Annotated in this window: 17 protein-coding genes; all 17 read right to left on the bottom strand. The window is 28.0% G+C overall.

Annotated elements, in window-relative coordinates; all coding sequences use genetic code 11:
* Position 1 precedes the first annotated feature (1 nt).
* Positions 2-685 (bottom strand): macro domain-containing protein, encoded by a 684-nt coding sequence (locus tag ETP70_RS02395; RefSeq protein ID WP_151899676.1) that lies wholly within the window; start codon positions 683-685, stop codon positions 2-4.
* Between the two features lies 1 nt (position 686).
* Complete coding sequence (locus tag ETP70_RS02400) at positions 687-1,298, bottom strand: DUF4433 domain-containing protein (RefSeq protein ID WP_151899677.1); 612 nt, start codon at positions 1,296-1,298, stop codon at positions 687-689.
* Between the two features lie 74 nt (positions 1,299-1,372).
* On the bottom strand, positions 1,373-2,329 hold the full coding sequence (locus tag ETP70_RS02405) for a WYL domain-containing protein (RefSeq protein WP_151899678.1): 957 nt from the start codon (positions 2,327-2,329) through the stop codon (positions 1,373-1,375).
* 2 nt (positions 2,330-2,331) lie between these two features.
* Entirely contained in the window at positions 2,332-3,114 is a 783-nt protein-coding gene (locus ETP70_RS02410; RefSeq protein WP_188110030.1) for an MYG1 family protein, read from the bottom strand.
* A 56-nt stretch (positions 3,115-3,170) separates the two neighbouring features.
* On the bottom strand, positions 3,171-4,391 hold the full coding sequence (gene csx2, locus ETP70_RS02415; RefSeq protein WP_151899680.1) for a TIGR02221 family CRISPR-associated protein: 1,221 nt from the start codon (positions 4,389-4,391) through the stop codon (positions 3,171-3,173).
* Between the two features lie 77 nt (positions 4,392-4,468).
* Positions 4,469-5,782 carry an RAMP superfamily CRISPR-associated protein gene (locus ETP70_RS02420; RefSeq protein ID WP_151899681.1) on the bottom strand — a complete coding sequence of 438 codons (1,314 nt, stop codon included), beginning with the start codon at positions 5,780-5,782 and terminating at the stop codon, positions 4,469-4,471.
* Positions 5,779-6,654 carry a type III-A CRISPR-associated RAMP protein Csm4 gene (gene csm4 / locus ETP70_RS02425; protein ID WP_151899682.1) on the bottom strand — a complete coding sequence of 292 codons (876 nt, stop codon included), beginning with the start codon at positions 6,652-6,654 and terminating at the stop codon, positions 5,779-5,781. Before csm4 ends, ETP70_RS02420 begins: the two co-directional genes overlap by 4 nt.
* A gap of 2 nt (positions 6,655-6,656) precedes the next feature.
* Positions 6,657-7,289, bottom strand: a complete 633-nt coding sequence (csm3, locus tag ETP70_RS02430) for a type III-A CRISPR-associated RAMP protein Csm3 (protein WP_151899683.1) — start codon at positions 7,287-7,289, stop codon at positions 6,657-6,659.
* A gap of 1 nt (position 7,290) precedes the next feature.
* Positions 7,291-7,686, bottom strand: a complete 396-nt coding sequence (csm2, locus tag ETP70_RS02435) for a type III-A CRISPR-associated protein Csm2 (protein WP_151899684.1) — start codon at positions 7,684-7,686, stop codon at positions 7,291-7,293.
* Positions 7,683-9,203: a type III-A CRISPR-associated protein Cas10/Csm1 gene (cas10, locus tag ETP70_RS02440; protein WP_151899685.1), complete on the bottom strand. Its 1,521-nt coding sequence runs from the start codon at positions 9,201-9,203 to the stop codon at positions 7,683-7,685. The genes csm2 and cas10 overlap by 4 nt, the downstream gene beginning before the upstream one ends.
* Positions 9,200-10,021, bottom strand: coding sequence for a CRISPR system precrRNA processing endoribonuclease RAMP protein Cas6 (cas6, locus tag ETP70_RS02445; protein ID WP_151899686.1), 822 nt, complete (start codon positions 10,019-10,021; stop codon positions 9,200-9,202). Before cas6 ends, cas10 begins: the two co-directional genes overlap by 4 nt.
* Positions 10,022-10,228: 207 nt before the next feature.
* Positions 10,229-11,002 carry a reverse transcriptase domain-containing protein gene (locus ETP70_RS12860; RefSeq protein WP_188110031.1) on the bottom strand — a complete coding sequence of 258 codons (774 nt, stop codon included), beginning with the start codon at positions 11,000-11,002 and terminating at the stop codon, positions 10,229-10,231.
* Positions 10,966-11,466 (bottom strand): reverse transcriptase family protein, encoded by a 501-nt coding sequence (locus tag ETP70_RS12865; RefSeq protein WP_151899688.1) that lies wholly within the window; start codon positions 11,464-11,466, stop codon positions 10,966-10,968. The genes ETP70_RS12860 and ETP70_RS12865 overlap by 37 nt, the downstream gene beginning before the upstream one ends.
* A 275-nt stretch (positions 11,467-11,741) precedes the next feature.
* Complete coding sequence (locus ETP70_RS02460; protein WP_347400467.1) at positions 11,742-13,214, bottom strand: DnaB-like helicase C-terminal domain-containing protein; 1,473 nt, start codon at positions 13,212-13,214, stop codon at positions 11,742-11,744.
* A gap of 9 nt (positions 13,215-13,223) precedes the next feature.
* Complete coding sequence (locus ETP70_RS02465) at positions 13,224-13,514, bottom strand: hypothetical protein (protein ID WP_151899690.1); 291 nt, start codon at positions 13,512-13,514, stop codon at positions 13,224-13,226.
* A 731-nt stretch (positions 13,515-14,245) separates the two neighbouring features.
* On the bottom strand, positions 14,246-15,439 hold the full coding sequence (locus tag ETP70_RS02475; RefSeq protein ID WP_151899691.1) for an ATP-binding protein: 1,194 nt from the start codon (positions 15,437-15,439) through the stop codon (positions 14,246-14,248).
* Between the two features lie 138 nt (positions 15,440-15,577).
* The gene (locus tag ETP70_RS02480) at positions 15,578-16,699 is read right to left on the bottom strand and encodes an AAA family ATPase (protein WP_151899692.1); all 1,122 of its coding nucleotides are present in this window, start codon (positions 16,697-16,699) and stop codon (positions 15,578-15,580) included.
* Between the last annotated feature and the right edge of the window lie 6 nt (positions 16,700-16,705).

Below are 16,705 nucleotides of genomic sequence, written 5' to 3' on the forward strand. Positions count from 1 at the left end.
CTTAAAAGTCAAAAAGTGTTTTTTCTTTTTTGTAATTATCTATATATATAAATAATTTTTCTAAAGATCTATCTCCAACCCCTTTGACTCTTAGCAGTCCACTTAGTGAATTTATCTCTGGAATTTGTAGTGCATTTTTTATCTTTTTGAGTATATCTGCTCTTATTTTTGATTCTTTTTTTATAACATCTTCTTCTAATGATAAAAATATATTCTTAAAATTATTATACAAATCATCTTCTGCTGTTGGATCAAAGTGCCATATTTCCACATCAATGTCGCATTGACTTAAATATTTTGTCATAATTTCAAGGGATTTTTCAGGTTTTAAACCACCTTTGTCGGCTCCAAGTAGCGGAAAAGCTATGGATGTAATTCCTTTTTGTTTATAAGTTGCTACAAACTTTTCTAAACCTTTGGTAAGATACTCCTCTTTAGACGGAAATTTCCAATCTTTTTTTGTTGGAAAATTGAGTATATTTTTCTCTTTGCTTTTGTATATCCAGAGTTTGCCTATTGTTATTTGTTTATTGTCACAAAGCGTTTGATATTTAGTGAACATATCATGGTGTCGCAGTCTAAACTCATAAGCTATCCCAGCTCCCATAATACCTACGCAGTTTACTGTATTTACGATTGTTTGTGCTTGTGTTGTAAAAATATTTCCTCTTTTTTCTATGACCATTTTAGACTCCTTTGTAGTTAAAAAACATCTTTGGTTTTATCATAATCTGAGATTCTTTTAAAGCATATCGTTGCATAATATAATTTTTTTGTGTATGATTTTTTACATAAATACCTAAAAGATGTTGTATATCCACTTTATTATAGACTAACACTTCAGCCATCATTGTCTGTTTTACAATTTCTGGTAAATGATTCCAACGCTTACTCCATACTAAATTCCAATTTATTTGTTGCAAATCGTTTACATCATAAAAAAATCTTACACCATTTGTCGCAGCATTTCTATCTGTAATGATAGTTTTCCCAAAATTTAAAAGTTTATTGCTAAAAGCAAGCACAACTATGTCTTCATTTTTGTTTTTCCACATCATAGCATTGCGAGGATTAAAGTAAAATGGAACATAATCATGAACATTATGATAAAAAATTGCATCATATTTATCTCTTCTATTATTAACTACTCTATTACTGATGTCTCTTTTTTTGTAAGGATTGTTATGTGAGAGGAGTCCATATTTAAAAATAGAATCAAGATTATTTATATGTGTCATATGTTTAAGTGAACCAATTTGAAATCTTTTTAAAAGTTCTTTTGTTAGCATTTTGTTCATCTTCTATCCTTTATTTTGATAGAAGAAGTATAGAATTTTAAATAGACATTAATTGTCTAGTTGAAAAGATTGTTTTATTTATTAGATAAATTTTTTATTCCATTTTGAAGTTTTTTTTCATAAGCCTCTTTTAACTCTTGTGGTTCAAGTATGATCAAGTCAGGCAGCCATTTTTGAACAAACGGGAGAATCTCTAACTCTTGTGTATATGTAACACTAAAGAGTATGCTACCATCTGCCAACTCCTCTAAAAATGTTTGAGATGTTAGAAACTTTTTCATATCTTTTTTGAAGTATTTTGCTATGGGTGTTAAGGCTTTTAGTGTGGCTACTTTTTTCTCTACACCGTACAGTGTCATAGAGTTTTGCACTTCATTTTCTAAAAAGTTTAAATGTTTTTGCACTGATGATGGCTGGAAATGTCCTACTCTTGACCCAAAATCAACCCTTTTTATAAAACTTATACGACCAAATCTAAGTTTATCTTCACTATCTGCATAGGCAACATACCAGTTGTTGTCCATAAAAACAAGTTTTAAACACTTGAGGTTGTCATACACTGTTTCATCATACATAAAGGTAAGCTTTGCATACTCTCTTGCTTCTATGATTCTTTTTAGTCTTGAAAAGCTTTGTTTTGATTCTAAGTTGCTTATATCTTCAAAAGGGGTATTTTTAAACATATATAGATGTTTGTCTTTTTTTGTAAGTTTTTCTAAATCTTTAAATATTTCGGGATCACCCTCATGAGCCATTTGTAAAAGCCAACCAATCTCATTCGAGTTTTTAAATGCTTCTGTAAAGATGTCTATGGGTTTTATAAGTTTATAAATATTTTTTTTACCATTTTTAAATTTTTCTATATTATCAAAATGTTGTTTTAACTCATCTAACAATCTTCCAAGTTGTTTAGGACTTAGGTTTAATTCATAGAGTAGCACTTCATCATACGCATCAAGTGTTTTGTTCTGTCGTCTTTCAAACTCTTCTAATAAAAATATATATTTTTCAAATGTTGATATTTGTGCCATGTTTATATCTTTCCTTTTAAATATTTACTCATTGTTTCTCTATCTTTTGCAACTGCAAAAAAACCAGCACTATGTACAAACTCCATACTCTCATCTTGTGGTAGTCTTCTAGCATTTAACTCAAATGAACCAACTTTTTTTGGTGAAATTTTTATCTTGTAACTTCCATCTGCTTCATCTTGCCAAACTACTGCTTTTATATGTGGAGTTTTATCACCATTTATATAACTTGACCAATGTTTAGTAAACTTTTCTAACTCCAAGATAGAAGAGCTATTAGCGTTAAATAGATATGAGTTTGCTACTATCTCTTTTGCTTCATATATCTCATCTTGTGCATCTTTTAAAGATTTTAAAATCCTCTTAGCAAACAAAACTGCATCTCTAAATGCTTCATCTTGTTTTGGTGAGTTTATATCATCACTATTAAAACATCTAATAAGACTAGAGTATTCAAAAGGCTCTGCTTTTTTTACACCTGTATCGTTAGCATCTACCAACTTTATAAGTTTCGAGATTTTAGGATACTCTTTTGCAACTTCTAAATAGTCCCAAATAAGTCCAGCACTACTTTTGCCACCACTATATTGATGATGATCAAAAAACTTCACACCATCAAACTTTTGTCCAATATCTATAACCATATCAAACTCACTAAAATCTTTAGTATTGTGTTCTACTCTCTTTACTACTATCTCATCATCACTAAAAAGCTCTAGTAATGCTATGGCTGTTATCTCATCTGAATGAAATATACCATTATGAGTAGATATATATTTTTTCATATGTCTAGTTCCTTTTTGTGGAAGTATAAAGAAAGTTTTAGACATAAAGTGACTAGCTATTTATCAAAATACTTTTCAAATAAATCAATAAAATATGAAAGCTTTTTAATATCTTGATTGACCTTATCTTTTCTATTATCTAGTTGATGCACAATACTATGCCGTATAGAAGATAAACTATCTAAATTTTCATTTTTATTATCTTTATTTTCTAAAAATTCTATATTGTAAGGGTAATCTACCCTTCCTTTTATTTTATCTCTTACATCTTTATCAGAACTATCTAAATTTGGTTCTTTTAATTCACAAGTTTTTGTTACAACAGCTTCAAACAAAGCCATATAACTAAGTGCATAATTATGATTTTTAAAAAACCATTTTGCTAATGCAAACTGAAAATCTGATTTTTTATCGTAATTTAATTCATCTATAATTTTAATTATCTCAGGTGCTAAAAGTTTTACAATTTTATTTGAAGAAGTTTCAATACTATTTAATTTTTTATGTGCTGTTTGAATGAATTGTTGCATAGCCGACATATTTGCGATATTTATTGTATTATTCAAATTTACAAAAGTATTTTTTACTTGTTTTTCTAAAGAGTTATCTTGTTCAAGAAGTTCTATTAAAGCATTAAAGTCTCCATATCTTTTAATAGCTTCTATAGCTTTTATCCAATCTTGCAATTCTAATAATATTTTAATATCTACTATAGGTGTAATACCATCTTTATTTTCATAGCTATACTCGTACATTCCATAATATACTGCTTTAACAGTAAAGTTTTTATCTGATACAGATGAGGCAAATTGTGTCATAACGTAAGACATTAAAGATAAAGAACGAAAAGAGTGTGTTATGTCTAAATAAATTTCATCTCCATCTTCAATAAATTTTGAAATTTCAATGAATTTTTCAAAATTACTCCATATTTCATTTTCATTTAATCCATAATCAATTAAAAATGGTTTGATCTTAAAATCAGTACCTTTTTCGATCTCTTTTAGAAGTTCTAAAGTTGTTTCTCCTAATTCTTTTTTATCGTATAACTCTTCATGAATTTCACTGTTATCACCATCAAAAACAATATATGCTTCATCCCAAATAGATTTTTTAGTACCTATTAAAAATATCTTGTCTAAATTTATATGTTCATCTATTGCTTTAGCTATAAAAGATGTTTCATAAACTTTGTCGTCTAATCTATATTTTGCTTTTTTGTAAGAACCTTCCTCTTTTCTTCCTGTACCTAACGAACTAATTAAAATTTTTGCCATTTTTTCATCTCCTGAATTTTTTTAATACAAAAACCAAAATAACCATAAAGGCAATTAGTGATTATAAAATGTCTAATTTATAAGCTTAACATCTCCATAATTTTTAAAGTTCTTTTATAAGCTGATTTTTTCTTAGGTTTGTCCCAAACTTTTTCTTCTATCATCTTTGATTTCACAAACTTTAAAGCTTCTTGCTTAAACTCATCTATTTGTTCATTTTCAATAGCTTGAAATACAACAACAGACTCACTTGCATTTTTGTCTGGATAGTTTTCTTTTAGCTCAACTATAAATCTTTCAAAAGGTGTCATGCTATTTAACTCTTCTTCTATTCTTATAGCTTCCTCATTTAGCCTTTTTTGTTCCTCTTCTAACTCTTTTTGCTTTGCTTCTTCTTTGGCTTTTAGTTCCTCTTTTTTTTGTTTTAGAATTTGTTTTATATTATATTGTTTATGAGATAGTTCATCGAAATATTTTTTCTCATTTTGCTCAATAGTTGCTAATGAATTTTTATACTCATTTTCACTAATTAGTTCAATATTTACCCAACCAAAAGGTGAATTATCTTCAAAAAGTGTATGTGTGGCAATTGGTTTATCATAAGTATTTAGAATATTATGCCCGTCATCTACCATAAAAGCTTTACCGCTAAATTTTCCAACTCTTGCTACAAAACTACTGTTTGTAGTTTTAAAGTAGCTGTTTTCTCTACTGTTTTGATTGAAATATTTTTTAAATTTTTCTATGATTGTATTAAATTCATAAATTGTTTTTATACTAAATATAAAACTAGAGTCATTATCTACAACCTCTACAATTTGAGGTATATCACTTCTTGCTTCTTTGTTTGGATTTTTGTGTTTTCTGTAACTATATCCTATTTTTACATTTGCATTTAGTGAAATTGTATCTGAAATAATTAACTTTTGTCTTACACTATTTTCAACTCTACCACTTCTATCCGGATATATTTTAAAAACAGTATCTAGCATACCTTTTATGCTACTACCTGGTATAATTGGAGTATGAATATTTACATTTTTAAAGGTTTTTTGTATTTCAAAAAGGTTTTTATTTTTACTGCCATCTTTGTTTCTTATAGTTTTAAATTTTGCCTCTACTTTTTTAGATACTTTTACTTTTGAAAATGCTATCTCTTTTACTTTTGATTTAATCTCATCTTTCTTATAAAAATCTATTATTTGCAAATAATCATCAAGCTTTGATAAAAATGAATTTTTTGTTATTAAATCTAAACTTTGCATAAACAACATCTCATCAAACTCATACAAATAGCCATCATCTATGATGAAATTTGTAGGTTCATAAACTTCACCTGTTCCTACATGTAATGGTGTTAGAGCTGTTAGTTTTAAGTAGTAAGTCTTCACAAAATCTCCTTTATAGGTATAACCATGCTATATCCCTGATGAACAGTATTGTTGTGGGTAGATATACCTTTTATAGCTTTGCCTACAAACTCTAAGTTTGTTTTATCTTTAAAGTTTATAACTGCCTTAGTATCTGCTAAAATAATTGGCTTTTTAAATGGATTTGTGTTTGATAATTCTGCTCCATGTTTTCCAAACCTAGTAAATGGCTCATAATAAACATTTTTTGCATTTATGCCATTTAAAACAGATGGTGATAATGTCATAAATGTTTTTGAAGTAGTGTTTAGTTTTATCTCTTCAAACTCACCTATAGTAAATCTTCCTTTTCCAATAGTAGCTTTTTTGCCATAACCCATTTGAGAAACAGTATTTAAAGAAGTTTCTAACTCATCTAATGAAAAATTATCATCAATTAAAAAGTATATATCTTTTTTAGAGAAATACGCTTCAGTAATAGAGTATGGGTCAAATCCATTGCCCGTTGTGTTGGTTCTGTAATTTATAGCAGTTTTAACACTACTTTGAGTTTGGTCTTTATTATCGACCTGTATATCTGTTTTTGCTTTTTTATAGTTCCCATTTTGTAACTCATCTAAAGTAAGCCAGATTTTCTTACGATTTTGTTTTTTTAAATTGCCATCTTCTTCTAAAAGTAAGCTTGGCATATTTGGTTTTGGTAAGTATCCACTTGCAAAACCATCAGATACAATTAAAAAAGGATTTGTTTCATAGTTATTTAATAGTTTATTTAATCTATCTTCACTAAATTGATACCTTATGGCCCAGCAGATCTGACCAAATAGAGTATCACCTTTTAGAGTTGTAGCAAAATTTGATGTTGGAGTTATGGTAGTTTTATAAAGTATCATAACTAATTCTCTATATGAAATTTTACTCTACCATAACCACGACTTCCACTACCACCAAGATAATCATTTGCTACCAAATCAAGCCCCTGTTTTACCATAGATACGAGCTCATCTCCATTATCATCATCTAGCACTTTTACTCTTATATCAAAATCAAACTTCACCCCTGCAGGCACCCTTTCTGTTTGTCTTGGGTTAGATGCAGTTCCTGTTTGTCTATCTATAACATTTTCATACTTTGCTTCACTAAGTTTTAACTCTTTATCTACTGTTTCTTGAGAGAGTGAACAATCTCCCACACTTATGCGAGTTATACCAAAAGCACACTCCTTGTCTCCAAAAAGTTTAAGTAGATTCTGAGCATAATTTTTTTTGGCATCATCATTAAAGATACTATCATTTAAAAGTTTAGAACTAAATGGATTGCCGTCACCAATTCCTACAACTCCTATATGCCACTCTAAAAGGCTTCTCATCTTACCTTTTAAACTACTTCCTGGAATATATGGTTTATCTGTATTTATATCTTTTATAACACCATTATCAATTCCACCTATTTTCATAGTATCATCTCCTCCACCTATGTGAAGACCGCTAAGTAGTTCGATTTGACCTTTTATATTTACTATTTTCATCTTATTTTCTCCCTTCTAAACTTTTGTGAAATCCTACAACTGCTTCAAAAAATAATTTAAAAACATCTAGTTTATCTTTTGAATTTACCTGTTTTATACAGCTCTCCATCATATCTACAAATGCTTTATTTACTAAGTTTCCACCTGCACTTTTTCTTGTACTTGCATAGGCTACTTTTGAGTTTAACATCTTTACAAATGGTAGTAAATCTGTTTTAAACTCATCTTCACTTAAATCTTTTGACTTTTGTTTTAAATCTAAAACTTGATCATAAAATTTTCTTATTTGAGTGTTTTGCACTCCACCTCTTCCTGTGCCAATATCGTTTGCCCATTTTTTTGCAGTTTCATTAAACAGTTCAACATCTTTTTTATAATCTAAAATTATATTGCTCATACTTCTCTCCTTTTATAAATAAATTCATTTAAAAACATCTTGCTCTCCTTTGGATTTTTCTCTATCATCTCATCTAAAACTTTTAACAACTCTAAATGCTCTTTACCTACATTTCTCATAAATGTATAGTTTAGTTTTGATTTCCACATAGTATTTTTGATATTTTTTTGTATATTTTTACTCATATCACAAAGCTCTAAAAGTCTATATAAAAACGAAGTGTTATTTACAACTTTTTCAAACTCTCTAAAACTATTTTGCAATTTATCATACACTTTTAAGTAGCTATCCCACTTAACTGTTTCACCAAATAGTGAGATTGCATTTTTATCTTCATCTATCTCTTTTGCACTCTCTAAAAGCTCCTCTGTATGGTTTGCTAAATAACTAATAGGGGTAGATGGTTTTGCTAAAGATATACCAAAAGATATACTAAGCTTACCTTTTATGAATTTTTCAAAATCTTTATGAATTTTTCTTGCTAATTTTAAAACCTCGTCCCAACTTCCAACTAAAAACAGGTCATCTCCACCTGCAAAAACTGTATATGTATTTTTATAGTTTTCTCTCATAAGTTTTGGAACATATAAAGAGAAAAAGTTATCTAGGGTTTTTGAAAAAGTATCAAAATTTTCAAAGCTATCTGTTACATCACTATTTTGTAGAAAATTACCCATGCTATCAACATCAGCTTTTAGTATAGCTAAAGATCTTACTCCACTCTCAAGCTCACTACAACTATTTTTAGCCAAAGTCTCAAAAGTAGCTGGGTTTTTACCATCTTTTAAAATATAAGATTTTAATTTTTTATCTATGAGTATGGTTGTAGAAAAATCTTTTAGATAATCTACTTTATAGTTTGTTTGCTCTTTTAGAGTTAAAATTCTTCCAATCTTTATAAATTCATCACAAATTTTACAATTATCTGTAATCTTTTTTCGTATGTTACAAATAGAACATAAGTTGTGATTGTCTATATTGTTATCATAATTTAGCACAAATTCATCTCTTGAGATGAGTGAGAATTTACTAAATTTTTGCATCTCAACTTCATTTGCTATTTTTGTTCTAAGTGCTTTATATCTTTTTTTATCATTAAAATCATCTTTACTACATGTAACACTACAAATATTCATACCACTAAGCCCATAAAAATTAGCTATGAAGTAGTTATTTATCTTTTTTTGAATATTTTGCAATATAGCTTCATCTCTTATGGGTGAAATTATTTCAAACTTACCAGCATTTGAAATTAAAATATAGTCCTCGTCTATGCCTAATTTATGGCATATATATTTTGCAATATACTTTGTAAAAACTTGAATAAAAGCAGATTTTGCTCTTAAAACTTTACTTGCATTTTTAGCACTTAATCTTTCGAATATAAACTTTTGAATACCATAAAAATCCCCACAAATTATAAACATATCATAATCTAAAAGATGTGATATTTTTTTAGTTTCATTTTTAACTATATTGTCAAAATTTTCATCAAAATATTTTTTATATATACTCACTTACTCTCCTTAATTTCAATCTTGCCAAGCCCAAAGACTGTACTTTTTCCAACACCTACAAGTTCGCCAATTCTTAAGATATTGTACTCTTCTTTTGTTAAGCCTTCTATGGCTATCTCACCTATTAAGCCATCAAGGTTCATAGTAGTTTTTTGTCGGTTGCTTCTTCTGGTTAGTTGTTTATAGTTTAACTCTTTTTTTACTATTTTACCCTTCATCTTGTAAGGAAATTTTCTATAATCTTTTCCCAAGAGTTTCATCTGCCTTTGATAGATTGAATTGATTATATCTTTTAACTCTATGTTATCATCTCTTAAAAATCTATTGTTCTTTTTAATCCTTAAAGGTGTGATGAATTTGATTAAAACATCTTGGTAATAATTTTCTATTGTAAAGGTTTTTGTGTAGTTTTGTGGAAGTTGGATTGTGCCATTTTTGTTTATGAGAGTATTATTTACAAATATATCAAAATTGCTAAATTTTAATCTGTCTCGACCAAGTCCAACTTCACCCAAAAGTTTAATAAAAGCCGAAATTACATAAGGTAGTTTAGAAACTGCATCTTCAAAAAGATAAAGATTGAAATCATAATAATTCAAACCTAACTCAAAATCAAATCTATATGAATGAAAAGAGTTCTTTTTCTCGTAAAAGTCATAGTAGAGACAACTATCTTTTGCAAAGCAGCCATCACATGTAAAAGAAGGATTTATACAAACAACTTTTTTAAGAGCATACCCAAATGCACCACGAAGTTGTGAACCTATAAAATATGGAGGTTTTGCATTTATAATAATAGATAATTTTGTAAAAATCATAATATTTTCACAATAACTTTATTTAAAGTGATTTTTTGTTTTTTCCATTGCATAATATATTATATCTTTTTATTATAAAAATAGTTTAAATAAAGTTTAAAATATTATACAATAGTTAGTTATTTAACACTTTATAAACTTTTTAAGGTTGTACTCTATTGTAACTAAAAGCACCATATCTTGATAGATTTTTTATATACTCGTATTTCAATAAAATTCTACATCATTTTTTAAATCTATTATCACTTTTTTTATCTTTTTATCAACATTAAGCGATAATAGTCCTTCTGTATTAAGTCTTATCTTTGATATTTTTACACGACTTTCTTGGTCTGGATCTTCAAATTCATCACCTTTTGTTTTTGTAAAGTTTGGAATGTAGCTTTTTGAATCTAATTTTTCTACGTTGTAACTTTTTAGAAAATAGTATGTTTTAGTAAACTTCTTGATTTTTTTCTCATCATACTCTCTGTGAAATCTTTTAAAGAGTTTTTTTGTAAAATCATCTAATGAGTAGAGTAAAGTAAGATTGTCTATTTGTCTGAAAAAATATATCCAGCCATATTGTTTATTTTTGTAAACACAGCCTGATATTTTTAGATTTAATTCTCTATAAAGTGTGGCATCATCATTTTTTATATTTTTGTAAAATACCCCAACAATTCTTTCCCTGAGTCTATCTACTGAGCTTTCTCTTACAGATATTTTATCTTTAAAAAACTCAAATCCCAGGTATTGAAATTTATCTTCTTTAAGTGAGCCGACAGTTGATTTGTTACTGTGAGTTTTTATCTCATGCATAGTTAGTTTCAACAACTTCATTTGTTCAGATATTTCAGAGATTATTTCTTCTATATCATCTTTATTGCAAAATATTAAAATATCATCAACATATCTAAAATATTTTAAGTTGCTTTTGGTAGAAAACTTTTTATCTAAATCGCTTAAATATATTTGAGATAAAATATTAGAGATGGACAAACCTTGGGGAATGCCTTTTCCATTTTTTCAACCAAAATCGCATGGTCAATATTTGGGAAAAAGTTTTCAATATCTACTTTTATAAAACTATCATACTGCTGTAGTTTTAAAGTTTTTATAATCTTTGAAACTTTTGTGTTTACATTATCATCAGATATGCTATCTTTAATTTCATCTTTTAAAAATTTTTGCAAGGCAGCAAGAGTCAATCTGTCTCTGTTAGTTGGTATAGATATTATTCTAGGATTTGAATCTTGACCTTTTAGTATGAGTTGTTCTTTGTAGGGAGAAAATTTATATGTATGATTTTTAATTTTTCTTTTTATGATATTTATTTCATCATCTATAATATTACTAAATTTTTTTGTAGAGATTCCATCTGTTCCTGTTATTTCACTGTTCTTTATTTTTTTTTCAAAAATCTTGTGAAGTGCTTTGCTTTTTAAATACTTTTTAAATTTCATTTAATCTCCATTTAGCAAGCAAAACATATAAAGTTTTCTATTTTATACCTAATAATAAATATTAAGCTTATTATATCTAAATGCCTAAGCATTAATTTTATCTATTTATATCTCTGATTAAACAGAGATCTACCAAATCAAAAGATAAGGTAATATGTTTTGCTTAATGTAATTATACATTACAAGGTTGGTCATATTTTGTCTAAAATTATATTTTATGGAAATGTTAACTTCTTATCTTCTTCTAACAGTTGCATATTCAAATCAAAACTATATTAAGTCATCATTTCATAGGTAATATTTTCCAAATTTCTTTCACAGCTTTTTATTGTAAGATTACCTATAGATCTAGCAATAGTATTATTTTCTATAGAGATAAATTCAATTTTTCTAAGATGCACAAGTTTTGCTAAAAATTTAAATACTTCTTCTGATAATAATCCACCATGGATAACAACTTCTTGAAGTGTATATATATTTTCTATAATTGTAATGTCTTTATTTAACAAATTTCCATCTATACTTAGATATCTGAGAGATAGTTTAGAAAAGTTTTCAGGAATAACCTTGAGTGTAGGATTGTTACTAATATCCAACTCTCTTAAATTATGCAATCGATCTATATCTGCAGGTAATGATTCAAGATGGTTGTTAGCCAAAGACAATATAGCTAATTTTTTTAGTTTGTATATATTTGGAGATATAGTTCTAACAGTATTGTTTTTTAATATTAATTCTTTTAGATTTACAAGAGAAAACACATCTTCAGGAATATTTTCTATATCTTTTTTATCAACATATAAAATCGATATATCTTTTATAATTTCTTTTGATAATCCAGATGAATAACAAAAAGTTGCATTCATTTTTTGTAATAGAGACATTATCTCTTTATCATGTATCATTATTTTATCATCAAACTCAAAAGAGAAAAATTTTCCAGTCTCAAATTGAAATACAAAATTTAAAGTTGAAGTTCCATATATATTTTTAATAATTGAAATAGTAACATCTGGCTCCCGTTTTTGGATATAACAATTATTTGGCTCTTTGCCTTGCAACAATGCGTTTTCCTCTTTAGTAAGTGCTATATCTTCTTCATAAAACTGGGGAATATATATCATTATAATTGTATTTGCTTCCATTTCAATATAATTATTTTGAATATCTCTGATGTATGGTCTTTTATTTATTCTATTCTCTATACTTTTATCTAACTGTGACAGCAATATTATGGGTAAGTCTAATTCAATTGCCAATTTTTTAAATTCTCTTGCAAGATTTGAATTATTATGATTTTCAATAAGTTGAAAATAATCTATTACAATCATCTTAATATTGTTCTTTTCTACCATTTTTTTAGAAATTTTTTTAATATAATCAAATGTGATGTATTTTGAATCATCTATATACAAATTATTGATACTAGCTCCAAATTTTTCTATCTCTTTGATTAAAAAATCTGTGGCATTTTTTAAATTATTTAATGGAATATTAGTTGTCATACTAATTATTTTTTTTAACAATTGAATCTTTGTGAGATCTAATGAAAAATAGAGTACATTGTTGTTCTGCTGTATATTTTCTAATACACTACTTAGAATGAATGATGTTTTTCCAAAACCAACCCTTGCAGCAATTACATTTAGCTCTTTATTTCTAAATTTATTAATCCTGTTATCCAGTTCATTGAACCCAGTTGTTATCCCAGTATCTTCGCTATTTATAACAGAAAGTTCTTTTTTAATGTTTTCATTTTATTTATAATTCAACTGCTTTCTAAGGATAGTTGGAACATCATAATCTATATCTTTTGCATTTCTTTTTTTCCTTCTTAAAGAGACATCACCTATAATTGGTTTTCTTATCTCCAATATTGTCTCTTTGGAGATATTGCCATAAGCAATTAATATCTGCTCTAATGTTGTACAATACCCTTTTATATGCGCTAAATCAACGTTGTCAGATCCAATTGCTAAGCACTCTTTATATTCAATATACCCAAGTTTTAAACTCTCTAGTAACTCTTCTGTTGATATTTGTATCACTTTCCTCTCCTCTAATGAATAAATTTTAATGTAAAACTATTCTTCTGTGCTATATTAGATCAGTTTTTTTATGATAGATGTGATTATACTATTTTTTTAAGCATTTCTTTTATATCTTCATAACTCTCTAAGGCTGAAGCTCTTCCAACTTCAGGATTCATACCGGCACCTTTACCATCCGTTATATTCTTACCGATTTGGAGCTTATGTTTGGCATTTGAATGAACTAGGAGTCTGTGTTGATGACTATTATTTAAGTATCTAACTAATATGACTTTGTTAAATATAGTTTTCTTCCTTTTTTTATTTTGTGGTAGTATAGAATTTTAGATGGTCATATTTTGTCAATTTTTAATTATTTTGAGAGTATCGTATATAATGTGTTCTGTACTCTCCTTCGGTAACATTAAAAAGAGCTTCATTCCAAAATTTAAATCTGAAGTGCAATTTTTTTAGAATTTGAAAATAAAAAGTTGTAAACTTAGATTTGAAGAGGTTAAATGTTAAAATCTTACTTCAAATTCTAACCACAGAATATAGGAGAAGTAAAGATGAGTTATAAACATTTAACCATAGAAGAACGATACCAAATATAAGCTTATAAAGAGGTAGATTTTTCTAAAAGTGAAATTGCTAAAAAATTAAAAGTACATCGTATTGTTTTAGAAATAATATGAAAAATGTTAGACTTATTTTGTCTATAAATTATCTTTTATAGATTAAAGAGCATCTTAGTATAAAAACCCAAACAACCATATGGGCACTCTGTTTCCACTACCCACTTCTATATCATCGGCTACGATAAAAGAGTTTGGTATATCCTTTATCTGTTTGTATTTTTTGTTTTTACCACCCACTTCCAAAGTGTATTTTTCATCTACAAGCAAATCACCTTTTTTTGCTGCTTGGATGGTGTGAGCTTGGCTCAACATACTTGCGACAAAAACCTCTCTGAGTGTGCCTGTGTTGTTATGGCTGCAGTAGGCATAATGTAAGTTTGTATTGTTTAGGTAGATTTTATCTGGTTTGACAAAGATGTTATCCCCTTTTGATGCAGGTTTTAAAGTGGTAAATATTTTTGCACGACTGAGATACTCTATAAACCTGTAAAGCCCTTTGTAGTTGTCTTTCATATCCATTTTTGCTAAAAGCTCTTTGATGTTTGGAGTGTATGGGTGTGATTCACAGAGGAGTCGTACTAATTTTTTTAGATTTTGTACACTGCTGTAGTCTATAGGAAAAATGGAAGGGATGTCCACTTCTATAACGGTATTTATTGTCTCATTGAGTCTGATGAGATAATCCTCTTTATCTTCAAAGTAAAAGGGATAGTAGCCACTTTTGATATACTCTCTAAAAAGTAGTGTGAGATTGAATTTTTGTAAAAGTTTGTACGCTATATCTATATGATTTGTCAAAATATCTTCAAGTGCAAACGCGGGGAGTTCGATGCCTTTTTCTAGCTCTATAAACTCTCTAAAACTTAAACCATACACACTGTAAAGTCTTGCCCGTCTGCTAAGGTCTGCTTTTGCATTATTTATACTTAATGCACTGCTTCCACTAAAGATAACTTTGAGATTTAACAAGTCATAAATCTTTTTTAACTCTATCTCAAAGTTTTTATATTTGTGTATCTCATCGATGATGAGCACTTCACCTTCCTCTTTACTAAAAGAGTTGGCTACTTCAAACAGGGATGGAATGGTTATGATATCTGCACTGATGTAGAGTTTTTTAGAAAATGGCAAATCAAGCTCTTTGAGGTACTGCAAGAGGTACGTAGTCTTCCCAACCCCTCTAGCCCCTACAATACCGACAAGCTTTTTATCAAGATTTATAGTTTTATGAAAATATCTTTTGTATGTGAAGTTGTTATTTTCAAAAAGTTTTCGCTGATACTCTCTAAGTTCATCCAACTGCATCTGAGAACCTTTTTTTGTTTTATTGTATCTAAATTGGACTTATAAACCTAATTTAGTTATATTTTTTTGGAAATGTTTATCTAAATCAATCTCATATATTTCTTTTAATAATGCTATTTCTTCTTTCATTTTACTTTCTCAACCTATCGTTTCTAACCAATACTTCATAAATGGATCTACAAGGTAGTACCTGTCATCTTTTTTATCGCATATATCTTTTTTTAAAAGTGCTTCAAGTGTACTTTTTAGTGTTGTTGCACTGAAATTAAACTCTTGCAGATGATCGTTGCTATAGAGATTAAGCCCATCAACATGAACGATGTATTTTAATGTATTTTTTTGATTTGGAGTTAAACTTGACCAGATAAAACTATATAAATCATACTCTCTTTGTATGATCAGCTCTAAACTCTGTTTTAAAATATCATCATCTGCATTTTGAGATGTTTTTTCCCATATCATCGACATTATCTGTTGCATATAGTATGGAAAACCATCTGTTATATCAAAGACTTGTTTTATGTATCTTTTTTCTATCTCTTTGTTAGTCTGTTTAAATTTATTCTCTATAAAAACTATCCACTCATCTAATTTTATCTGCTCTATATGAAAATGTTTTACAGATTTGTAAAAGGCTCTTGAATTGTCGCTAAACATCTGGTTCAGTATGGACTTTTTGCTACCACTAAATATATACGAAACTTCTCTTGAGTGTGATTGTAAGATGGTTCTTAGCTTTTTTTCAAACTTTAATTGCGCTATCTCTTGAAATTCATCAAAGATTACTACTACTTTTTTATTAAACTTTTTAGCATATATTGATGGTAAGTTCAAAACATCTTCTAAAGTTTGATTTTGCTCTTTTTTACTAATTGAAAGAGAGTAGGAGATATTACCCGTCTCATTTATACTCATAGTAACATTTGGTCTTATGTTTAATACCTCTTTTATATTTCGTAAAGCTTTTTGGGTGTTGTTTTCAAAACTATTGATTATGAGATTAAAATATTTTTGTATAAACTCATCTATGCTCGATACACTAAAAAGGTCTATAAAAATAACCTTATAATCTTTTTGCTTATCTAATTTATGTTTCAATTTTTTTAGAAGCGATGTTTTACCAAATCTTCTTGGAGCATAAAGTAAAAGATTTTGCCCACTAGATACATCTTGTGCTAACTCCTGCAACTCTTGAACTCTATTGCAAAAATCATCATCATATACTTCATTCCCATAGTAGAATGGATTGGGTGTTTTCATATTAGA

Origin of the sequence: Sulfurimonas hydrogeniphila, from assembly GCF_009068765.1 — a bacterium.
Lineage (GTDB): Bacteria > Campylobacterota > Campylobacteria > Campylobacterales > Sulfurimonadaceae > Sulfurimonas > Sulfurimonas hydrogeniphila.